Below are 23,208 nucleotides of genomic sequence, written 5' to 3'. Positions count from 1 at the left end.
CCAAACATGAACGTCACAATCAATGACATAAATCTCACTCTCCCCTCAGGAGCCACTCTGCTCCAGGCATTAGAAGTAAAGGATATCAAACCGCAAGGGATTGCAACCGCCCTAAACGGCACCGTAATACCTGCTTCAAAGCGAGAGAGCACCACTCTTAAAGACGGTGACAAAATTGTAATAATAAAGGCTTTCTATGGGGGCTGATCCAATGCTATTGATAGCCGTCACTCCCCATGACCCGGTCGATAACGAGTGGCACAAGGTTGAGGCATTGCTGCAATCAGGGTGGCACCGCGTGCATCTTCGTCACCCTGATTCGACCCTGGCCGATATGCGATGGATCATAGAAAGCATCGATCAGAAATACCACAACAGGATCGTGCTCCACGGACATTTCGATCTCATAAATGATTTCAATCTCGGCGGACTGCATCTGAATCACCGTTGCCCTTCAGCTCCGTCCTTGTACCACGGACCTCTGTCTCGCTCATGCCATTCTCTACAGGAGATCTATGATGCCGAGGATATGGAATATGTGACAATCAGCCCTATATTCGACAGCATATCCAAACAGGGATACCGTTCAGCATTCAATCACGAAGATCTGACCAAACTAAGTCATGCATCTGTTCCGCTGATAGCACTCGGAGGCATCTCGCCCGACAATATAGAAGAAATACGGCAATACAACTTTGCAGGTTTCGCCATGCTCGGAGCCATACCGTGGCACGGCACAGTGGAAGATGTAAATAAATTCGCAAAACAGGCTCTTTCAATATGTTAATGTTTATTACTCATCCCAGCGACCGATACAGCATCGCTGAGGAGGTGCAAATGGTCCTCGAAGGAGGATGCAAATGGATACAACTGAGAATCAAAGATATATCGGATGAGGAATTCCGACAGACAGCCCTTGAGATTATTCCTCTATGTAAAGAAAACGAGGCATTTCTCGTGTTTGACGACCGCGTAGAGCTTGCCATGGAAATGGGAGTTCACGGAGTGCATTTAGGCAAAAATGACATGAATCCTTTACAGGCTCGCGAGACAATGGGAGCAGAAGCGATAATAGGAGTGACAGCCAATACTGCCGACGATATACTCCGATTGAAAGGATGGGATGTCGACTATGTGGGTCTCGGTCCTTTCCGCTACACTACAACAAAGAAAAATCTGTCACCATTACTCGGACCCGACGGCTACCGCGAAGTGGTCAATAAAGTCCGTGAGGCAGACATCCCCCTGCCGATAGTGGCGATCGGAGGCATCACTCTTGAAGATATCCCTGAGATAATGGCTACAGGTGTAAACGGTGTGGCTGTAAGCGGTTCCATCATAAACGCTCCTAATCCTGTAAAGTATACACGCCAGTTGATTGAAACATTGAACTCAACCAAGAAACAGTAACAAACCCCATATAAGATAATGAAAGACATTCTAACTATCGGCGGAAAAGAATTCACCTCACGCCTGTTTGTAGGCACAGGAAAATTCGCATCCAACCGTCTGATGCTTGAATCCATCCTCGCTTCCGGCTCTCAGATGATAACAGTGGCAATGAAGCGCATTGATATGCAGCACGAGGAAGAGGATGACATGCTCGCACATATCAATCGCGAAAATGTACAGTTCCTCCCCAATACTTCAGGCGTGCGCAACGCCGATGAGGCTGTCCTCGCCGCCAACCTTGCCAGAGACTGTTTCGGGACCGATTTCATCAAGCTTGAGATCCATCCCGATCCAAAATATCTTCTCCCCGACCCCATCGAAACTCTCAAGGCAACTGAGATACTTGCAAAACAAGGTTTCAAGGTACTACCCTACATTCAGGCAGACCCTGTGCTGTGCAAACGCCTTGAGGAAGTCGGGACAGCAGCCGTCATGCCGCTCGGAGCACCCATAGGCACCAACAAAGGCCTCAAGACTCGCGACCTTCTTGAAATAATTATTGCTGAAAGCCGTGTGCCTGTAGTCATTGATGCCGGACTTGGCGCACCCTCGCATGCCGCCGATGCTATGGAAATCGGAGCAGATGCAGTACTCGTAAATACAGCTATCGCTGTGGCAGGAGACCCTGTGGAAATGGCAGTGGCATTCAGGCTCGCAGTAGAAGCCGGACGCAAAGCATATCTTGCCGGGCTTGGCTCAGTATCCGACTCAGCAAGTGCAACCAGCCCTCTCACTGCATTCCTTGATCTCTAAAATCCTAAGCAAACTCTACAATTATGACCATAGAAAATATAGACCTCAATTCATATCCCGGTTCCGAGAAAATATATATCGACGGAGAAATATTCCCTATCAAAGTGGCAATGCGCCGCGTCAACCTTACACCGACCGTTAAAATCGATAACGGGAAGAAGGTAATGACAGAGAATGCCCCGGTGTATATATATGACACAAGCGGCGTGTACACTGATCCGGCAGTCACAATAAATATAAATGAAGGTCTTCCCCGCATACGCGAGAAACTTACCGCCTCTCGCGAAGATCTTGAACAGCTCCCTGGCATAACGTCAGAATACGGTCGTATGCGCGAGACAGATAAGTCGCTCGACAACATACGTTTTGCTCATCGATATGCACCGCGACGAGCAAAAGAGGGCAAAGAAATCACCCAGATGGCTCTTGCAAGGCAAGGGGTCATCACCCCAGAAATGGAATATGTCGCCATCCGTGAAAACAACAATGCCAAGGCTATGGGGATTGACAGCCACATCACTCCTGAATTTGTACGTGATGAAATAGCTGCCGGACGTGCGGTACTCCCCGCCAACATAAATCATCCCGAGGCGGAACCAATGATCATAGGCAAGAATTTCCTTGTGAAGCTCAACACCAATATTGGAAATTCAGCCCTCTCTTCAGGCATCGAAGAGGAGGTGAGCAAAGCAGTGTGGAGCTGCTACTGGGGAGGAGACACTCTCATGGACCTTTCGACAGGTGACAATATACACGAGACACGCGAATGGATCATCCGTAATTGCCCTGTCCCGGTCGGGACTGTTCCTGTATATCAGGCTCTTGAAAAAGTCAATGGAAAAGTGGAGGATCTCACATGGGAGATATACCGTGATACGCTCATCGAACAGGCTGAACAGGGTGTGGATTATTTCACAATACATGCAGGAGCACTTAAAGCTCACGCCGATATGGTGCAGGAACGTCTGACAGGAATCGTATCCCGAGGCGGTTCTATAATGACACGTTGGGCGGTGATCCATAACGAAGAGAACTTCCTCTACACCCATTTTGATGAGATCTGCGAGATTCTCGCTGCATATGACGTAGCAGTATCGCTCGGTGACGGTCTGCGCCCAGGGTCGATACATGATGCCAACGACCGTTCACAGTTCCTGGAGCTTGATGTGCTCGGAGAGCTCACCGAAATAGCATGGAAGCATAATGTGCAGGTTCTCATCGAGGGACCGGGACATGTCCCCATGCACAAGATACGCGAAAATATGGATCGCCAGGTCGAGAAATGCCATGAGGCTCCATTCTATACACTCGGACCACTCACCACTGACATCGCACCCGGATATGACCACATCACATCGGCTATCGGTGCTGCCCAGATCGCATGGATGGGAACAGCCATGATATGCTATGTCACCCCTAAAGAACACCTTGCCCTGCCCAATCTTGAGGATGTCCGCAACGGCGTGATAACATATAAGATCGCAGCCCATGCAGCCGACATAGCCAAGGGGCACCCAGGAGCCCAGGTACGTGACGACGCCATGAGCAAAGCCCGCTTTGAATTCCGTTGGAAAGACCAGTTCAATCTCTCGCTTGATCCTGCCAGAGCAAAGCAATACTATGTAGAGAGCCACAAGGATGATGACCACTTCTGCACAATGTGCGGTCCTAATTTCTGTGCGATGCGCATCACCCGTCAGCTCGTCGACGATAAGGAAGCTGCAAAGATGGCAGAGGACTGTGTTAAATAGTTGACAAAATGTTTTCAGACGAATTAGAAAAATACGATTGGGATGAGACCGGACGGTTCATTGCCTCCCGAACAGCCTCCGATGTCCGTGCAGCCTTACGAAAGGAGCATCTTACTGTAGAGGACTTCATGGCCCTCATCTCACCTGCCGCTGAACCATTCCTTGAGGAGATGGCTCAACTGAGCCACCGATACACATTGGAGCGTTTCGGCAAGACCATCTCAATGTACATTCCGCTTTATGTGTCAAATGCTTGTGCCAACTGTTGCGTATATTGCGGTTTCAACCACAACAACCCTCTCACACGTGTCACCCTGACCATGGATCAGGTCAAAGCGGAGTGCGAAGCTATCCGTGAACTCGGACCTTTCGAGAATCTTCTCATCGTGTCAGGTGAGCACCCCAAAATCAATGGAGCCGACTATATCGAGCAGGTAATTCGGACTGCACGACCGTACTTCAACAACCTCACCATTGAGGTAGGTCCAATGAGTGCTGAAGATTACAAGCGTCTCACCCACAGCGGACTCAACGGAGTGGTATGTTTCCAGGAAACATACCATAAAGAAAACTACCGAAAATATCATCCGAAAGGGATGAAATCAATTTTCGACTGGCGTGTAAACGGATTCGACCGTATGGGTCAGGCAGGAGTGCACAAAATAGGCATGGGTGTACTGATCGGACTGGAGGACTGGCGCACCGATCTCACCATGCTTGCACGCCACCTCAGGTATCTGCGCAAGAACTACTGGCAGACCAAGTACAGCGTAAACTTCCCGCGCATGTGCCCAGCCGAAGGCGGTTACCAGCCGAAAGTGGTGATGAGCGACCGTGAACTCGCACAGGTGACATTCGCATTCCGCATATTTGACCATGATATCGACATATCATATTCAACACGAGAGAACCCTACCTTCCGCGCAAATATGATGAAACTCGGTGTCACATCAATGAGTGCCGGAAGCAAAACCGAACCTGGAGGCTACCGCTCGACTCCCGATGCCTTGGAACAGTTTGAGGTATCAGACCCCAGGTCTCCAAAAGCCGTAACCGACGAGATCAGACGCCTCGGTTACGAAGCCGTATGGAAAGACTGGGACAAAGTCTTTGACTAAGGAACCTTCTTGAACAAAGTGAACCCTAAAAGCAGCACACAAAACTTTTAGGGTTCACTTCATTTTGTCACAATCCGTATTTTTCGTAACTTTGGGGTCGCAAATTCAGGCACACTATTCGACTGCACATGAAAGATGAACCAAAGATAATATCAATCGGACAGATTGACATCTCTCCCGACGGCAAACAGGCATCACCAACGCTCGATGATCTTCCGGTCATACCATTGCGTGACATGGTGCTGTTCCCATTTATCACAGTGCCCATTATGATGGGCAGAGACCTTACAGTCAGGACCGTCAACGCTGCCGTTGAAAAGAAAATCCCTGTAGGAGTTTTCTGTCAGACCGATCCTGGCATAGAGACTCCATCTGTAAGCGATCTTAACACTTATGGTGTCATAGCTGATGTCGTAAAGGTGCTCGAACTTCCTGACGGCACAACTACAGCCATACTCAGCGCAAGAGGGAAAGTAAAGATATTAGGAGAAGGACCTGGAGAAACTATCCCCGGCGCCCTATCAGTAAGAGCCAAAGAATGCAGAGAGACCACACCACGCCCAACCGATAAGGAATTTGCAGTACTTATCGAGGATATACGCTCGACAACCCTTCGCATACTCGGTCAGAATGGAGACAACTCCAATGAACTGATTGTAAACATCAAAGACCTTAAAGCCCCAGGGCTTATGGTCAACATGATCTCTACTCATGCCGGATTCGATCTATCGGAGAAGATGGACCTCCTGCGTCATTCCCGCCTGAAGGACAGAGCCATGCAGCTGATGGCACTTATCGCACGTCAGGAGCAGTTCTTTGAAATTCGCTCCGAAATACGCCGGAAAGCGATGAAGAACATTGATGAGCAGCAACGCAATCATTTCCTTCAGCATGAATTTGAAGCATTACGAGAACAGCTCTACGGCAACGATGACGACAGCATAGCATTCGAGAAAAAAGCTGCTGCACTCAATATGCCTGAAAAGGTAAGGGCTGCATTCAATAAGGAACTTGAAAAGTTACGCCGACTCAACCCTCAAAGCCCCGACTACTCCGTTCAATACAGCTACCTTCAGGTACTCACTGATCTGCCATGGAATGTCGAAGACGCGATAAACGCCGATTTTTCAGAGGCAGAGCGCACCCTTGACCGTGACCATTATGGGTTGGAAAAGGTTAAAGAACGTATCCTGGAGCAATTGGCTGTAATGATGAATACCCCCCACGGACGTTCCCCCATAATATGTCTGGTAGGTGCACCCGGTGTAGGCAAGACTTCTCTCGGTCAGTCAATAGCACGAGCTCTCAACCGCAAATACCAGAGGGTGTCACTCGGAGGTCTGCATGATGAATCCGAAATACGCGGCCACCGCCGAACTTACATCGGAGCGATGCCAGGCAGAATCATCGATGCCGTACGCAGAGCTGGAAGTTCCAATCCGGTGCTGTTGCTTGACGAGATCGACAAGACAGGCAACGACTTCAAGGGGGACCCTTCAGCCGCTCTTCTTGAAGTGCTTGATCCGGAACAGAACAGCCACTTCCATGACAATTATGTGGATGTGGACTACGACCTGTCACATGTGCTGTTCATAGCTACAGCCAATACTCTTTCCACCATACCGCAGCCTTTGCTTGACCGCATGGAGATAATCGACATATCAGGATATCTCATGGAAGAGAAAATCGAGATCGCACGCCGTCATCTAATACCTCGTGTCAGCAAAGAGAACGGCTTCGGTGAAGATGAAATAAATTTCACGCCCGAGGCAATAACCAAGATGGTGGAAGGTTACACCAGCGAGAGCGGTGTGCGTCAACTCGAAAAGCAGATAGCCAAAGTGGTGCGTCGCATAGTGCTACGTAAAATGCGCGGAGAGGGATACTCCCTGAATGTAACACCCGAAACACTGCGCGAATATCTCGGAGTAGAACGTTTCACACCAGAACGATACGAGGCGAGTGATCATCCCGGCGTAGCAGTAGGACTTGCCTGGACAGCCGTTGGCGGAGAGATTCTATTTATTGAGTCATCTTTCTCCCAAGCCAAGAATGAGAAACTCACGCTCACCGGCAATCTTGGCGACGTAATGAAGGAGTCGGCCATCATTGCATCACAGATAGTGCGTTCATACAGTGACCGGTACGGCATCGACAGTGAATGGTTTGACACCCATGCACTGCACATCCATGTCCCGGAAGGAGCCATACCCAAGGACGGTCCGTCAGCCGGCATCACTCTATGTACTTCTATACTTTCCGCCCTTACAGGTCGTCCTGTACGCAACCGGCTGGCAATGACAGGAGAGATAACTCTACGTGGGAAAGTATTGCCTGTAGGCGGCATAAAGGAGAAAATACTCGCTGCCAAACGTGCCGGCATAACTGACATAATATTGTGTGCCGACAACCGTAAGGACATCGAGGATATTCGTCCGATATATCTCGAAGGTTTGACATTCCACTATGTTAAAAACATTGAGGATGTATTTGATATAGCCATAACGAAATAAAATGAGAACAATATTCATAAACATCGGGCTCATGATAGTCGCCGCATTGGTTATCGGATGGCTATCGATGCTATGGCTCGACTCCTGGACCCGGCATGGTGACACTATTTCGGTTCCGGCAGTACGTACCCTTGCCTACAACAAGGCAATGGATATCCTTAATGCGGAAGGACTGAAAGGGATCGTTGCAGACTCCGTATATGACAATCACACTGCACCAGGCACTGTGATTGAACAGAACCCAAAGGCAGGGACTATTGTGAAAGAAGGACGCGAGGTATTCCTCACCATACATGCCTTCTCCCCCAAGATGGTCACTCTACCGTCACTGACCGACATATCACTAAGGCAGGCACGTTCTATTCTTGAGGGGCTTGACATCAAAAATATCGTCGAACGCCGTGTGCCAAGCGAATTTAAGGATCTTGTTCTCGCAGTGAGATATAAAGGAGCACGACTACAGGCAGGAGCACGCGTACCTGCCGGAGCACGTATCGAGCTTGAAGTTGGAGAAGGCGTACAGGAACTGATACCTGACTCCGTATCGGCTGACACCGATGCTGTTGAAATCAATCCGGATCTATTTTAAATAACTTCTGTAATGGCACAGGATTTCGATGCCGAAGAGCTCGACTTGCTTGACAGCCTCGTTGAGACCCAAGAGGGCACCACTGAGTCTGGAGAAATATACGAGCATTTCAGATTCGTTGCCGACAAAGGTCAGCAGTTGCTGCGTGTCGACAAGTTTCTTGTCGCACGGCTTGAACACTCATCCCGCAACCGTGTGCAACAGGCTGCCGATGCAGGCTGCATACTTGTCAACGGTAAGGCAGTAAAGTCAAACTACCGTGTCAAACCATTGGATGTCATACAGATAGTAATGGACCGTCCACGCTATGAAATTGAGATCATAGCCCAGGACATTCCATTGGATATTGTATATGAGGACGAAGCCGTACTTGTGGTCAACAAACCTGCCGGACTTGTTGTGCATCCGGGCCACGGTAACTACTCAGGCACACTTGTGAATGCTCTTGCATGGCATTTCCGCGACAATCCTGAATATGATGTGTCCGACCCGCGCCTGGGTCTGGTGCACAGAATAGACAAAGACACGTCCGGACTTCTTGTGATAGCAAAAACTCCGGATGCAAAGACTCATCTCGGCAAACAGTTTTTCAACAAGACTACAAAACGAGAATACAATGCACTCGTATGGGGGGTGCCTGACCCTGCAAACGGCAGGATCGAGGGGAATATCGGACGCCATCCCAAGGACCGCCTGCAAATGACAGTCCTTCCACCCGACGATCCTACAGGCAAACACGCAGTCACCCACTATGAGACACTTGAGAATTTCGGGCACACAGCACTGGTTAAGTGCGTTCTTGAAACCGGACGCACACATCAGATACGTGTTCATATGACTCACATAGGACATCCTCTATTCAGCGATGCTCGATACGGAGGAGACAAGATACTCAGAGGCGAACGCACAGGTACATATCAAAAGTTCATATCCAACTGCTTCGAGATCTGTCCCCGCCAGGCTCTTCATGCCCGCACCCTCGGATTTGTGCATCCGGTCACAGGACAGGAAATGTTTTTCACAGCACCTATTCCTGCCGACATGACCGCACTTTTAGAGAAATGGCGCAATTATACGGCATCACATTAAGAGCGTAATATTTTTTCACAAATAAAGCACTCTTATAAGTTGTTTTTTCGTAATTTTGCACTATCAAAGCTTAAGGAAAGCCAAAAACTCTTCATTATCACACATTATGATTGACAATCTTCCACCAATCAAAGTATTTGCCGGTACGAAATCACAGTATATGGCTAAAGAGATCTGCCGTGAGCTCGGTTGCGAGCTTGGCAAGATGAACATCCAGTACTTTGCCGACGGCGAGTTTGAAGTATCCTTTGAGGAATCCATTCGTGGATGCGAGGTATACCTCGTGCAATCCACATTCCCGAATTCCGACAACCTCATGGAGCTTCTGCTTATGATTGACGCAGCAAAGCGAGCATCGGCAGCATCCATCATCGCTGTAATGCCCTATTTCGGCTGGGCGCGTCAGGACCGCAAGGATAAGCCGCGCGTATCCATAGCCGCAAAGCTTGTAGCCAATCTTCTCACCACAGCCGGAGTGGACCGCGTCATCGCAATGGATCTTCACGCCGACCAGATTCAGGGATTCTTTGATATCCCGGTGGATCACCTCTACGCATCGTCAGTATTCATCCCCTATATACAATCGCTTAATCTTAAGGACCTGGTCATCGCATCACCGGATGTGGGCGGAGCAAAACGCGCCAACAGTTACGCAAAGTACCTCAATGTACCCCTTGTACTTTGCCATAAGCAGCGCGCTAAAGCCAATGTGGTAGCCACAATGACCGTCATCGGCGATGTCAAGGACAAGGATGTGATTCTTGTAGACGACATGGTGGACACAGCAGGCACTATCACGAAAGCTGCCGACCTCATGATGCAGTCAGGAGCCCGCAGTGTGAGGGCATTATGCTCCCACGCCATCATGAGTGATCCGGCATCCGAGCGTGTGGACAACTCCGCTCTTGTCGAGATTATGTTCACCAATTCCATACCATTCACAAAGTCATGTCATAAGGTGACAATCCTTTCGGTAGCAAGGCTCTTTGCCGACACTATCCGTCGTGTGCACACCCACGAATCAATCTCCTCGCAATACCTTATCAAATAATAATCCATGAATCTCAAATCAATTATGACATCAACTGCTATCGCGACACTTCTTGCCGGATGTTCGGCTTCGTCAGATAGCAATGAGAAGATCATCGATAAGCCGGATTTCACATCCGCAACAGGTGTATTCGACATTGATGCCATCGAAGCTCTCGGCACTGTCGGAGCTCCGGTAGTATCACCTGATGGCTCCAAAGTGCTCTTCGGTATCTCTTACGAAAGCCTGGAAGAGAACCGCAGCAATATGGATCTCTATGTGATGAACACTGATGGGTCCGACATCAAGCGCATCACAAAGACCTCTAAGAGCGAGAGCTCTTACTGCTGGATTGACGGCGGCAATAAGATAGCATTCATATACGCCCCCGACAATGTAGCACAGGTATGGGTAATGAATGCCGACGGCTCCAACCGCAAACAGATCACCGACATGGAGAAAGGTGTCAACGGATTCCTATTCTCTCCTGATGAAAGCAAGGTGCTCCTTATATCCAACATCAAATATTCACGCGATGCCAAGGATATATATCCCGACCTACCAAAAGCCACAGGACGTGTCATTGACGACATGATGTACAAGCATTGGGACCAGTGGGTAAAGGAGATCCCCCACCCCTTTATCGCGGATTTCGATGGAGCCAAAGCCTCCAATCCTGTCGACATTATGGCAGACGAACCACGCTACGAAGCTCCCATGCTCCCATTCGGCGGTGCAGAATCATTTGCTTGGGCACCTGACTCAAAGAGCATAGTCTATACTTCCCGCAAGAAGGAAGGCAAAGAATATGCCATCTCCACCAATTCAGACTTGTATCTCTACAATCTTGCGGATTCTTCCACCCGCAATCTCACCGAGGGTATGATGGGATATGACACCAATCCTACATTCTCGCCCGATGGCACCAAACTTGCCTGGCTCTCTATGGAGCATGACGGATATGAGAGCGACAAGAACCGAATCTTCACACTCGACATGGCTTCTGGAGAAAAGACCGATCTTACAGACAATTGGGACTTCTCAGTCAATGAGATCGCCTGGGCTCCCGACGGCAAGACCATCAATTTCATTGCCCATAAGGGTGGTGTGACTCCGGTATTCACAATCGATGTTGCGTCTCATGAAGTAAAGGAGATTGCTTCAGGCATATGTGACTATGCCGGTCTCATGGTGGCTAAGGACGGCACCGTATATTCACGTCAGCATGCAATGACCTATCCCAACGAGATAGTGCGCATTGCCAACGGAGAGGTAAAACGTCTCACAAATGTCAATACCGAGCTTCTTGCCTCCCTCAAGATGCCGACTGTAAAGAAAGAGATGGTACCGACCACCGATGGCAAAGAGATGCTGGTATGGACACTTTATCCGGCAGACTTCGATTCCACCAAGACTTATCCCGCAATTCTTTACTGCCAGGGGGGTCCTCAGCAGGCTGTGAGCCAGTTCTGGAGCACACGCTGGAACCTTGCCCTCATGGCATCCAAAGGATACATAGTGATAGCACCCAATCGCCGAGGGCTCCCTGGTTTCGGCACAGAATGGAATGCTCAGATCTCCGGTGATTATCCCGGACAGAACATGCGCGACTATCTCGCGGCTGTTGATTACATGAAGCAATATCCATATGTAGACGATAAGCGCATCGGAGCCACCGGAGCATCCTACGGCGGATTCTCCATCTATTGGCTTGCCGGCAACCATAACCACCGATTTGCAGCCCTGCTTGCTCATGCAGGCATCTTCAATATGGAAGCCCAGTATCTTGAAACAGAAGAGATGTGGTTTGCCAACTGGGATATGGGTGGCGCATTCTGGGAAAAAGACAATGCTGTAGCACAACGCACTTTCGCATGCTCGCCTCATAAATATGTCGACAATTGGGATACCCCAATCATGATTTCTCATGGCGAATACGACTATCGCATCCTCTCATCTCAGGGTGAAATGGCATTCAACGCAGCTAAGCTCCGTGGCATTCCTGCTGAAATGGTGATCTTCCCCGATGAAAATCACTGGATACTGAAACCTCAGAACGCAGTAATGTGGCAGCGACTGTTCTTCCGCTGGTTCGACCGTTGGCTCAAGCCACAAGCTGACTCCTCCGATACAAAAGCAGAATAAAAGTTATATCAACATACAAATCCCAGTCGAGACAAAAATGTCTCGACTGGGATTTTTTATTTTTTTCTTGCAATTAGTATTTTGTATTTCAAACCATTCAGAGAATATTTGTTATAATTGAAAAAACGAAACGAGCAAAAGTTGGAGATACAACCGCAAATTTAGTTCACAAAATCAAGGCTATTTAAGTTGTTGAATTATAACCAATAAACCTATGGAGAGACCGGAGCATGCTGGGACAGCATGGGAGGCATAAAACAGTGCCGAAATCTGCATTTTAGAGCCGGAAGGCAGGATTGATTATCAGCTAATTGCGTCCTGAGTTCGGGGTCGACAGGCGTAAAAACCGGAGCATGCTGGGACAAATGGCCGAAAGCACGCCGCGCCGCGCAGAAAACCGGAGCATGCTGGGACAGTCGCTCTGACGCAAGTCTCTGGCTGTCGGGCGCCTGGCGCAAAAAACCGGAGCATGCTGGGACACTTTTGATGATTTTCAGCTATATTCCCATAAATAAGGAATATAGCCATGGCAACACAACCGATAAGCATGAATATCATCAAGCAGGTGCTGATACGCCTGTCGCAAAAGGAATCGATCCGTTCAATTGCTTCAGCGCTCCATATCAGCAAGAACACAGTCAGCCGCTACAAGTCGATAGCTGAGGCGGACCCTCTTACGACACGCGAACTTATAGCGCTGGAGGACACGGTTCTGAACCACCGTTTCAACGGGGGCAGCCCGGCGTATTGCGATGAGCGGATGGAAGTTCTGAAGGAACTTCTGCCCGCTTTGGAGAAAGAACTGAAAAAACCGCATGTCACATCGCAGCTGTTATGGGAGGAATACCGCAGAGATCACCCCGACGGCTACAGCCTGTCGCAGTTCCGCTATCACATATCCCAGCATATGAAAGCGGTCACTCCCTCGACGTTACTTCGCGACCTGTATCAGCCGGGACAGAAGATGCTGATTGACTTTGCCGGGGACCGTCTGTCGTATATTGACACTGACACAGGGGAGGAGGTGTTTGTGGAGACGTATGTGGCCATAATGCCGTACTCGGGCATGACTTTTGTCATGTGCGTGCGGTCACAGGGGATAGAGCAGTTTCTGATGGCCACGGTCAGGGCTCTGGAGTTTTTCGGAGGTGTCCCGAAGATACTGGTGCCTGACAATCTGAAATCGGCGGTCAAGAAGGCCGATTCCTACGAACCTGACCTGACTACAGGCATGAACGACCTTGCCAACCACTATCTGTGTGTGGCACAGCCCGCGAGAGTTCGCAAGCCCAAGGACAAGGCTCTGGTCGAGGATGCCGTCAACAAGGCCTACCGTCATATCTACGCCCCGCTGCGCAACCGCATCTTCCACTCTCTGGAAGAACTAAACGAGGCAGTCGCTGAGCTTGTCGACCGCTATAACCAGAAGCGGCTGACCGGCTGCGATTACTCGCGGCGTGAGTGCTTCCTGGCCTCCGAGAAACCGATGCTGGCTCCGCTACCGCAGGCTCCGTTCGAGTTCAAACGCCGCGCCACACTGAAGGTGGCCCCGAACAGCTTCATCACCTTCGGGGCGAACCGCAACTCATACTCCGTGCCTTACCGTCTGATCGGGCAGCAGGTGGATGTCACCTTCACAGCCACGCAGGTACGCGTATATCACTCGGGAGAATGCGTGGCCACACACATGCGCTCATACCGCCGCAACGACTACACCTATGTCGAGGAGCACCTTCCTCCAAAATCAAGGGAATACCGCGCATACAGCGCCGAGTACTTCATATCCAAAGCCGAACGCATCAGCCCCGAGTTCAAGACAATAATAGAGGCCATATTCGCCGGAGGACAGCCCGAACAGGTATACTTCCGCACTGCCCAGGGCTTCTTCAGTCTCCAACGCGACAGCGACCCGGCCCTGTTCCGTCAGGCATGTACCATAGCCGTCTGCCACGGCAATCTGCGCTACAGGTTCGTCAAGGCTCTCATCAAGACACAATGCGAGGGCTTCCGTGAGAACGCCGATGAACTGACGCCTCCCGGAAATCACTCCAACATCCGCGGAAAAGCGGCTTTCGCATAATAATCCACCATTTACATAAAAACAACACAATCAATGGAAAGAATCCTTTCTGAACTCCGACAGATGCGCCTTCCGGGAATGGCGCAGACATGGCAGAGCCTGATGGAAACACGTCAGGCAACTTCACTCAACATCGTGGACGGACTCCGTCTTCTCCTTCAGGGAGAACACGACATGCGCCGGGCAAACCGGAATGCCCGGCTTCTCAAAAACGCCCGGTTCCGCTATCAGGTGTCAGTCGACGAACTCGCATACGACTCTGCGCGTGGTCTTGACAAAGCATACATCACCCAGATGTGTGCCGGCGAATACATCAGGCGCGGCATTCCTGTGATCATAACCGGAGCCACCGGCACGGGCAAAAGCTGGCTCGCATCGGCCCTCGGACATCATGCCTGCATATCCGGCTTCAAGACCCGCTACTGGAGCATCCTCAAACTCATGGAAGACCTCGCCATGGCAAGAGTCGAGCGTCAGACCAAGAGGCTCTTCGAGAAGATAGCCTCTTACGACCTGATCATAATCGACGACTTCGGAATCAAGAAACTCAACAACGAGCAGATACTCGACCTTATGGAGATCATCGAGGACCGCCACGGCCGCAAGGCGACAATCATAGCCTCGCAAATCCCCGTCTCCGACTGGTACGACTGTCTGGAGACAAACACCACCGCCGCCGACGCCATACTCGACCGGATGGTGCACTCAGCGATACGTTTTGAGCTAAAAGGCGACAGTCTCAGAAAAAATCATTAACTTTGCAGCATCAAAAGTGTCCCAGTCTGCTCCGGCGCACTGTCCCAGTCTGCTCCGGTTTTTCCAAACCTATAAATTAGGCTTATTCGTGTTACTTGTGTAACAAAAAAAATAAATACGCTGTAAATCAATACATTATAAAAAGAACCTATCAAATAAAAACGAAAAGAGCACGAGTTTAGCGGCTCAAATGTTAAAAATCACCAGCGGCGGCCACATCGTTAAATGTGCCGCCGCTGGCTCGTCTGTATGTGTAGGATACGAAAAACCTAATCTATTGGCGTTTTTAAGTATGCCAAAAATGTAGGTAACAAATACCCATTTGGGGAACAACATAACGCCGCCAAACGGCCTTTAGGCTCTTTGATTGATTCCCACTTTCATAGTGCTTTGCGGCGATTGCTTGAGCCGCTTTCGTACGTGCTTTTGTGCTTGTGTGCATAGGCTCAATTTTAGCGGTTATTCGGTCACTATATCACTGACAATCGCGCCTATTCCTTTGCCACGTCCTAACGAGTGGGTTTTATCCAATGGCACAGGGCGAGGAAAACCCTCCGCATTGACCGATGCCAGCGTAACCTCTTTGCATTGGGAAAGAAGATGGATCGCTTTTTCAGTCAAACTTCTTTCATCTTTTTCTTTCCAGCGTTTGAGTGTTGGGAAGATTTGTTGCATTTGAGCCTTTGCCTGTTGGGGCGTCAGATTCCAACCCGTTTCCTTGTTAATCTGGTCGGTAAACTGAGTGCAGAACTCTATCATCTGGCTCATGTTGAAATCTTGGAGGAAAACACCTTCTTTGTAGCAGTAGCCACAATAGTCCTTACTTTTACTGCCGTCTGAATTTGTGCCGATGTTACCCTCTACAAGGGGCATACCGCAGCTTTGACAAAATCTTTGTTCCATATGTTCTATCATCGTTTTCAAATAATCAGTTCACTATCCCGTCATCTTTTTTTGAATTTCTCTTTTGCGTATTCGTAGGATTCAAGGATGTAAGGTTTTAATAATTCAAATGTCGCTTCAGATGGGGTTAAAGCGCAAATCCAGCCCATCCACGCATAAACCGGATGCGGCATAATGACATCCTTTGCGGTAAATTCATACGGCATATCTACAATGCAACCTTTACATGGACGTTTGGGCAGTTCTCCGAATAAAGTGCGGAAAGTCTGTTTTCTGACTCCTATATTTATTCGCCACACATCCTTGCGGTCAAGGTGGGAAGCTCGATCATTGTCGCCATCCTTTTCTTTTATCGTCAAGATATAAACCCCACGTTTCAACACTGCATCCGGATTGTAGAAAATCCCACGCTCGCCCCAACTGTTTACTTCGACCGTCCCTTCAAGGTTGTCAAGGCAATATTTCAAAATATCATCAGGTGCAATAGCCATCTTTAATCAAAACATTTAATTAACCTGTACATCGTTTCTATATCCTTCGATGCCATCTCGAATTTTGACTTTTCAATCAGAATGTTCTGGCCGGTCATAATGTAAGAGGACATAATGCGTATTCCATTATAGAAAATCTCAGTATTACGTAACTTGTAAGTAGATATACTTGGAACGGCATTTTTCTTGGTCGCCTTCTTGCATATCATATTAAAGGCTTTCTTTGCCACATCCCCCATAAGCATGATAACCTTGACGTTTGGAAACAAAGCAAGCTCTTTTTCCAGATAGGGCAGGCTATCCTCTATGCTCTCCTTTGAAACTGCATATTCGCTTTTAGGTGTCTTGACAGCATTGGTAATGTAAATTCCATGATCCAGAATGTCCTGTATTGAATTTACCTCTATCCCTGCTTTTCTGAACAATGGAATTGTCGTTGACATATACGCGGAATCCTGTTTCCCGTAGAAATCCTCCTCCGGACATGACGGGACAACCTCATTTATCATGATTGTCTGTATTGTTTCCGGCTCAATATTTACGTCATTAAGCCATAGATTTTGGGTATCCCCACAGAGTTGTTGTAGTTCCGACTTTATATTCATGATTTACTTTTAATTCAAATGTTAACCATTAAATAATCCTGCTCTCGCTCTGTTATAGTCTCAAATCCAAATTTGCAGCATATAATTATCTTGTTGACCTACGGTTCAACGTTTTCAATCGGTTTAAAGATTTCTTCAAAAAACATTGCAGATTCCTCCGACAAACGCCGGGTTGCAGCTATACTTTGAGCCAACACAACTCCTTTTGAATTGATTCGTAATGGCTTCTCTTTACTCTTCGGATAACCGAATCTAAGAAGTGGCACAACCTCATCAGGAATGAGGCGCGGTTGGATAACACTGCCATTTTCTCCCCATACTGCCCATTCGGCACAGCAATTAAACGGTTCCTGATGCTTGCAATGGGGTTTGTCGCCGGGAATAATCATCGTGAGATTCTCAGGCACACTCCGGAGACTTTTATAAGAAGCGTCTTTTGCACAAAAGAATGTGTCAGATGTCTTGACTACAACGCCTTCAGGGATAAGGGATCGATAATGGGCTCCAAGTTCTCTTACGCAATAGTCGAAGGCTCTTTCCTTATGAGTCACTTCCAGTCGTGCCATTATGTAGAGATGCCTGTCGAGCAATGAGACAGGAAATACGACATCTCCCTCTTTTATTGATGCTATTGACGGCATCCTTGAGTGGATGCTGCCAAACACTACTTTTATAGGCCCTGTGTCATTTGATTTTCTTAGTTCGTCCAACCAGTCCTGAGGCCAGTAAACAGTATAATATGCCATAATATGATGTTACTTGTTTCTATTCAAGAAAACGGTAGCCAGCTCGGGCTGTTCAGCGTCATTGCCGACGAGTCTTCGAGGTTTTCGGCGTCTTCATCGTCTGATATCGAGATGAATAGTGTGATTTCATCGGTGCGCTCTCCAAAGATTCCGGAATCTTTGACCTGCTTCATCGCCGAAATCATTGCGCTGAAGAAAAAGGCTTCTCCCGGCAACGTGTTGTGGTTTTCCCACAGCGATTTGCTGAGCTTCACCAGTTCGCTGCCATGCCCGTCGGAATATCCCCATTCGTCGGGATGCCATTTGGTTTCGTCGTCAGGCTCTTCGTTCTCACTTTCAAGGTACTCCAGGGTGTTCACTGCAAGAAACAGCGAGCAGCAATACCTGTCGGTGACCAAAGCGGCTGTGTAAATGCGCTCATCGTCTATGCGTCCAATAATTTCGCGCAGGTCAGCGGCAACCGCATCACTGATTTTTGCTGCCACGTCCTGCCAGTACGGAGCCACGGGAGTGGCCGGTTCTTCTTTTTTCCGCTCGTCGGCTTCATAGTCCGGTGAGTTGATGTAGCTGATATACTCTTTAGCTTCTTCCGAACCAAGTTTTGCAGCATCCTCAAGATATTGGTATCCCAGTTCTATATCCGTTTCGGTGCCACGACCGAAGGCATACGCCACGCCGAGTGCGGTGAGCACCTTGACGGTTATTGACTCCCATAGATTGTCGATGTCTTCCCCGGCTTCATGAAGATACTCGAATGCCACATCGTCGTCTTGAACTGTTCCCAGCCCCTCCTGATAGCATAAACCGAGGTAGGCGGCGGTCTGCGTCCGGGTGGTCTCGCTGCATTTCGGGTTTTGGTATGCCTTTTCAAACCATTCCACAGCCTTGGCGTAGTCCTGCTCCACATCACTGAAGCCTTCAAACAGATAATATCCTACCTCAAATTGTCCTGCGGAATGTCCGCATTTGGCAGCCATTTCATAGAGTTGATATGCAAGGTCGATATTCTCATCCACTTCTTCACCGGCTTCGTAGATATGCCCTGCATTGTATGCGGCTTGTGGGTCGCCCCTGCGGGCAGCCTCCACATATCGCAACAGCCCACCGTATGAGTCGCCCTTCTCGGTGCGGAGATAATAGCCGTAGTTGTTGCAAATTACGGGTGAAATATCCGCCAGCATCAAGTAATATTTCTCATAAACATCTTGCGCAATCTCGCAGAGGCCTGATTTGCGTATGTCGCAGTAATTGCCCCATCCGGCACAAAGCCCGCCGTCGAAACTGCGCTCGTACCACACCTTTGCTATCGGCCAGGCCCATGCGTTATAGTCGCTTTCGTCTTTGAATTGCTTGGCATAGTCTGGCTCGACACGCAGATAGTCGCCCCAATAATACACATTGCCGACCATGTAGCAACAGAAGGCGTCGCCACGCTCTGCCTGACCGAGAATCTCCTCAAACGCTTCCTTAAACGAGGCGAACGGCATTGCACGTTCCACCGAAGGGGTGAGGTTTGCGCTTCGCGCAGCACAAAGAACGCCCGTGGCACTGCCCATCATCGCGCTCTTCTGCATCAGCTTCGATGCGTTTTCATCGTCAGCTTTGAAGCCTGCCTGCGGCCACACATACGACTCACCCATGAAGCAGCGGGCTATGAATGCCAGCGCATCTGCATCGCCCTTTTGCGCCTCCAATATAAGTATTGAGTATCCCCGGCGTATTTCATCGCGGTCAAAACTTGACCAAATCAGCTTGACTGCCGTTTTCACCTGCCTGCTATATTTACCTTTCATCTTTCTCTTCGTCTAAAAATCTGAATACCAGTCTTCCAAAATAATCGTTTACGTCAAACTCCTCCCAACAGCTCAGAGGATCGGGCAATCTCTCGCCATCAATCAGACTCCACAGCCAATTCCGCAAGAGACCGACATCAAAAATAACACCTCTGTAACCAATAGGCACCGGCTCCGACCACCTTACATATTCAACTTTATATCCGGTGGTCGGAGCGGTATCATTGTCACGCCTGCTGATGTTGATATACCCGCCATCGCCTTTAGTGAAATCATAAAGCATCCATAGCGATTTGCCCTCTATGATATCTTCCAAAGCACAGAACACATCCGCCATATCAAAGTATCGGAAATCCTCGCCGTCAACACATAGTTTCGTCTCTGCCTTTTCTTGCTCGGGATGGATTTTCTGACAGTGCCAGCCGGTCATATCAGGAAGCGATGCGGTGCGGAAGAAGTCACACATGATATCGGCGGCCATGTCGCAATCAACGTCCGACCGCCACATTCGCAGCATATACCCGTTGACCATAAAACATACTGCTATACTGCTATCCTTAAAGTAATCAATTGAGTATGCCTTTGCATCGCTGACCAACACCACCGGCACGCATTTTTCAAGGTATACGCATTCATTATCCTCAATGTCGTCTATGGCATCAAGGATCTTTTCCTCGGTCACGTTTGATGTGCGTATATCCCCGTTCTTTGTGCCCAACACATATTGTGGCTTGCGGGCTTTAAGTCCGGAAAAGATGTCTCGTGTATCGTTGCTCATTTTCAATTAACGGTTTTTATGTTCAGCGGTCAGTTTGCCGCTCTCGATTGATATGTAGGCATCGTAATATGATTCCGTCAGAAATTAGATATTGACATCCCCTTGATTCCACATTTCATGACGTTACGTTTAACCTTTTCGATAGTTGCGTCCGTAACGCCATCTCCTACTGATATGTGAAGTTCAGATCCGTTTTTGAGTCGGTTTATCTGAACGGAATCCATTGATGCAAACCAATTGGATAGAAAATCCGTGAAAGCGGGATTACTTGTATCTAATATCAAAGGGTCACTGTCCTGCCCAGAGAAATTATTGTTGCAAGTTATCAGGCTGTCGCTTGAAATTTCAAGTACAACACCAAACGTCCTGTCAGCATCAGTATATTCAAATGGGGGTCTGTCACCACCTGCTAATGCAGAGTCTTGGCTATTATTCGCTGATTGGCTACATGATACAATTGTCATGGCACAACCTATAAACAAACATAAAAGATTCTTCTGTTTCATCTTGATGATTTACTCGGTTTAATTAGTACTCTTGTTAACTCTACTGAACACGTCTATTCAAGTACTTGCTGATAGCCATTGCTATCCAACCTATTGCAAGATATACTGTTGCATAGACGACAAACCATAATTCATGTATGTCAAAGAAAATCCATGTCCCGGCAAGAAACGCTACGGCTGACACCAATGGAAGATTCCACATTTTCTTTATGTCTTTCCCGCAGCGATAACCAAGAATCGCAGAATAAATAGGATTCACAATTAAGAAAAGCATCATGCACAGTGCCATTCCGGAACATTCAGACGCAAGCCGGGCAACGGCAAAAGGCAATGCTAACATCACAAGGATTGTGATTGCCAGCCAAATAATTATAGCTCTTTTATTAACCATCAGTATAATACTTATTTTAGTATGTCGGAAAGGCTCGATTCTACAAACATTGTCGGAGTAAACTCCACAATCCGGTAGTCGGCAATTCCGTTGATGTTGAACGGATCTTGAGCGATGATGGAGTCTACCAACGCGCGATTGTCAGACTTTATCATTATCACACCGCCAACGCGGGGAGTCTGCGGACCGGATGCGATGAAATCGCCAGCCGCATAGTGCTCGGCAAGATAGTCACGATGTGCCTGAAGGAAACGGTCGACTTCTTCAAGCGGTTTCTTATATGTCAGAATTGCAATAAACATGGCTGTCCGGTTTTTCCAGCGTTTGAGTTGTGGAAAGAATTGACGCATCATGTCTTTTGCCTGTTCCTGTGTCAAGGTCTGTCCTGACTCCTTGTTTATCTCGTCGGTAAACTGAGCGCAATGTTCAATCATCTGCTCCATAGTGAAGTCTTGTGTGAATCTGCCATCCTTATAGCAGTAGATACAGTAATCCTCGTTGCGACTGCCATCAGCATTAGTACCTTTGTTGTCTGTAGTCAGCGGCATTCCGCAGCTTTGACAAAATTTATGTTCCATATTCTTATCTTACAATGATTCGGTAAAAATTACCGAAGTAGTTGAAACTTAAGTTAATATATCGAATTGTCAAATACAAATGAATCGCCAAAGCGTTCATTATAGAAATCTTAGCGTATGAACGTATTGGCGATTCTCAAAGACTTCACCTTTCGGTGTAAGTCGGTATTTGAAAATACTACAACCAAGATGAGCAAAAGGTTCCTCAACTGGCTGATTTTAACAATACGCACTGTAGCGTTGATTCCGGGCAAAGTCAATTTTACCCGGCTGTCGCGCTATGGCGGTCGTACAGCCAAGACCTTTGCTTCCAATTTCAAAACATCCGTAGACTGGATGAAAGTCAACATAGGTATGGCGCAGGATTGTTTTGGGCCGGCCGATGACATGGCAGTGGCAATCGATCCGTCGTTCATTTCAAAAGCAGGCAGACTGACGTATGGCATAGGCCGTTTCTGGTCCGGGGTGGCACAACGTGTGAAACGCGGTCTGGAGATAATGGCGATCGGGGCAATAAGTCTGAGTAAACATACATGCGTGATGCTCGGTGCTGTCCAGTCACCGAACTTCAGGACTCTTGAATCTGAGAAACAAATGTCAATGCTTGGATGGTATGTGGCACTTGTCAGGTCAAAGGCGACAGAGCTGTTCTCACTGACGGATATTCTGGTTGCCGATGCCTTTTTCTCCAAATATGAGTTTGTAAATGAAGTGATTGGCATGGGATTTCGATTTGTCGGGAGATTACGTGCCAACTCATATCTGAGGTATCTGGCCATACCGGATTCCTCCGCCCCGCGAAGACGCGGCAGAAAGAAAAAGTATGGAGAGAAAGTGGATTTCTCCAACCTTGATATGTCCGTGTTCACTTCATTCATATATGAGGATTCCAAAGGAAACAAAACCCGATGTCACACGGCAGTCGTACATTCGAGGGCATTGAAACGCGACATCCGTATCGTGGTCTGTCCGTTTGAAAACGCAGAGCCTCTTCTTTACTTCTCTACCGACACCGACATGAGGCCTGAAAAGATCATCGGTTTCTACCGCACCCGCTTTCAGATTGAGTTCGGTATACGCGATGCCAAGTAGTTTACCGGACTTCAGTCACAGCAGACCCGCGACAGGGAGCGGCTTGACT

General features: G+C 48.4%; 22 protein-coding genes and 1 pseudogene. 14 read left to right on the top strand and 9 right to left on the bottom strand.

The annotated features are described in order from the left end of the window. The first annotated feature begins 6 nt into the window (after positions 1-6). The 13 genes from thiS to istB all read left to right on the top strand — a co-directional run bounded on the left by thiS (position 7) and on the right by istB (position 15,276). The gene (gene thiS, locus EZ315_RS11815; protein WP_135472260.1) at positions 7-207 is read left to right on the top strand and encodes a sulfur carrier protein ThiS; all 201 of its coding nucleotides are present in this window, start codon (positions 7-9) and stop codon (positions 205-207) included. After that, positions 197-787: a thiamine phosphate synthase gene (locus EZ315_RS11810; RefSeq protein ID WP_135472259.1), complete on the top strand. Its 591-nt coding sequence runs from the start codon at positions 197-199 to the stop codon at positions 785-787. Before thiS ends, EZ315_RS11810 begins: the two co-directional genes overlap by 11 nt. Further along, positions 781-1,410, top strand: coding sequence for a thiamine phosphate synthase (locus tag EZ315_RS11805; protein ID WP_135472258.1), 630 nt, complete (start codon positions 781-783; stop codon positions 1,408-1,410). The genes EZ315_RS11810 and EZ315_RS11805 overlap by 7 nt, the downstream gene beginning before the upstream one ends. 18 nt (positions 1,411-1,428) lie before the next feature. Continuing rightward, positions 1,429-2,205 carry a thiazole synthase gene (locus EZ315_RS11800; RefSeq protein ID WP_161903515.1) on the top strand — a complete coding sequence of 259 codons (777 nt, stop codon included), beginning with the start codon at positions 1,429-1,431 and terminating at the stop codon, positions 2,203-2,205. A gap of 23 nt (positions 2,206-2,228) precedes the next feature. Next, positions 2,229-3,956, top strand: a complete 1,728-nt coding sequence (thiC, locus tag EZ315_RS11795) for a phosphomethylpyrimidine synthase ThiC (RefSeq protein ID WP_135472257.1) — start codon at positions 2,229-2,231, stop codon at positions 3,954-3,956. Positions 3,957-3,964: 8 nt separating this feature from the next. Continuing rightward, positions 3,965-5,074 (top strand): 2-iminoacetate synthase ThiH, encoded by a 1,110-nt coding sequence (gene thiH, locus EZ315_RS11790; RefSeq protein ID WP_135472256.1) that lies wholly within the window; start codon positions 3,965-3,967, stop codon positions 5,072-5,074. A 128-nt stretch (positions 5,075-5,202) separates the two neighbouring features. Continuing rightward, positions 5,203-7,587, top strand: a complete 2,385-nt coding sequence (gene lon, locus EZ315_RS11785) for an endopeptidase La (protein ID WP_135472255.1) — start codon at positions 5,203-5,205, stop codon at positions 7,585-7,587. A 1-nt stretch (position 7,588) separates the two neighbouring features. After that, positions 7,589-8,176, top strand: coding sequence for a PASTA domain-containing protein (locus EZ315_RS11780; protein WP_135472254.1), 588 nt, complete (start codon positions 7,589-7,591; stop codon positions 8,174-8,176). A 12-nt stretch (positions 8,177-8,188) separates the two neighbouring features. Further along, complete coding sequence (locus EZ315_RS11775) at positions 8,189-9,265, top strand: RluA family pseudouridine synthase (protein WP_135472253.1); 1,077 nt, start codon at positions 8,189-8,191, stop codon at positions 9,263-9,265. 106 nt (positions 9,266-9,371) lie between these two features. Next, positions 9,372-10,316, top strand: a complete 945-nt coding sequence (locus tag EZ315_RS11770) for a ribose-phosphate pyrophosphokinase (RefSeq protein WP_135472252.1) — start codon at positions 9,372-9,374, stop codon at positions 10,314-10,316. Between the two features lie 6 nt (positions 10,317-10,322). Then, a complete protein-coding gene (locus EZ315_RS11765; protein ID WP_135472251.1) occupies positions 10,323-12,440 on the top strand; it encodes a S9 family peptidase in 2,118 nt (705 codons plus the stop codon). 526 nt (positions 12,441-12,966) lie between these two features. Further along, positions 12,967-14,520 carry an IS21 family transposase gene (gene istA / locus EZ315_RS11760; RefSeq protein WP_135471434.1) on the top strand — a complete coding sequence of 518 codons (1,554 nt, stop codon included), beginning with the start codon at positions 12,967-12,969 and terminating at the stop codon, positions 14,518-14,520. A gap of 33 nt (positions 14,521-14,553) precedes the next feature. Further along, positions 14,554-15,276 carry an IS21-like element helper ATPase IstB gene (gene istB / locus EZ315_RS11755; protein ID WP_135471433.1) on the top strand — a complete coding sequence of 241 codons (723 nt, stop codon included), beginning with the start codon at positions 14,554-14,556 and terminating at the stop codon, positions 15,274-15,276. 507 nt (positions 15,277-15,783) lie between these two features. Here the strand turns inward: istB and EZ315_RS11750 are convergent. The 9 genes and pseudogenes from EZ315_RS11750 to EZ315_RS16990 all read right to left on the bottom strand — a co-directional run. Then, a pseudogene (locus EZ315_RS11750) lies at positions 15,784-16,179 on the bottom strand (zinc ribbon domain-containing protein); the annotation flags it as partial. Between the two features lie 41 nt (positions 16,180-16,220). Beyond that, entirely contained in the window at positions 16,221-16,670 is a 450-nt protein-coding gene (locus EZ315_RS11745) for a DUF6194 family protein (protein ID WP_240597814.1), read from the bottom strand. A 2-nt stretch (positions 16,671-16,672) separates the two neighbouring features. Further along, the gene (locus tag EZ315_RS11740; RefSeq protein WP_135472250.1) at positions 16,673-17,275 is read right to left on the bottom strand and encodes a uracil-DNA glycosylase family protein; all 603 of its coding nucleotides are present in this window, start codon (positions 17,273-17,275) and stop codon (positions 16,673-16,675) included. A gap of 98 nt (positions 17,276-17,373) precedes the next feature. Beyond that, positions 17,374-18,021, bottom strand: a complete 648-nt coding sequence (locus EZ315_RS11735; RefSeq protein WP_135472249.1) for a hypothetical protein — start codon at positions 18,019-18,021, stop codon at positions 17,374-17,376. Between the two features lie 23 nt (positions 18,022-18,044). After that, positions 18,045-19,814 (bottom strand): DUF4303 domain-containing protein, encoded by a 1,770-nt coding sequence (locus EZ315_RS11730; protein WP_135472248.1) that lies wholly within the window; start codon positions 19,812-19,814, stop codon positions 18,045-18,047. Next, positions 19,804-20,592, bottom strand: a complete 789-nt coding sequence (locus tag EZ315_RS11725) for a hypothetical protein (RefSeq protein WP_135472247.1) — start codon at positions 20,590-20,592, stop codon at positions 19,804-19,806. The genes EZ315_RS11730 and EZ315_RS11725 overlap by 11 nt, the downstream gene beginning before the upstream one ends. Before the next feature lie 77 nt (positions 20,593-20,669). Next, positions 20,670-21,098: a hypothetical protein gene (locus EZ315_RS11720; RefSeq protein WP_135472246.1), complete on the bottom strand. Its 429-nt coding sequence runs from the start codon at positions 21,096-21,098 to the stop codon at positions 20,670-20,672. Positions 21,099-21,138: 40 nt separating this feature from the next. After that, positions 21,139-21,489: a hypothetical protein gene (locus tag EZ315_RS11715; RefSeq protein WP_070099403.1), complete on the bottom strand. Its 351-nt coding sequence runs from the start codon at positions 21,487-21,489 to the stop codon at positions 21,139-21,141. A gap of 11 nt (positions 21,490-21,500) precedes the next feature. Further along, positions 21,501-22,067, bottom strand: a complete 567-nt coding sequence (locus EZ315_RS16990) for a zinc ribbon domain-containing protein (protein WP_135472245.1) — start codon at positions 22,065-22,067, stop codon at positions 21,501-21,503. Between the two features lie 117 nt (positions 22,068-22,184). Here EZ315_RS16990 and EZ315_RS11705 point away from each other — a divergent pair, with 117 nt between their 5' ends. Further along, on the top strand, positions 22,185-23,159 hold the full coding sequence (locus EZ315_RS11705; RefSeq protein ID WP_135472244.1) for a transposase: 975 nt from the start codon (positions 22,185-22,187) through the stop codon (positions 23,157-23,159). Positions 23,160-23,208: the final 49 nt, after the last annotated feature.

The sequence above is a fragment of the Duncaniella freteri genome (genome assembly GCF_004766125.1).
Lineage (GTDB): Bacteria > Bacteroidota > Bacteroidia > Bacteroidales > Muribaculaceae > Duncaniella > Duncaniella freteri.
Note: the sequence above shows the minus strand (reverse complement) of the source record. Positions and strands in the feature narration are given on the sequence as shown.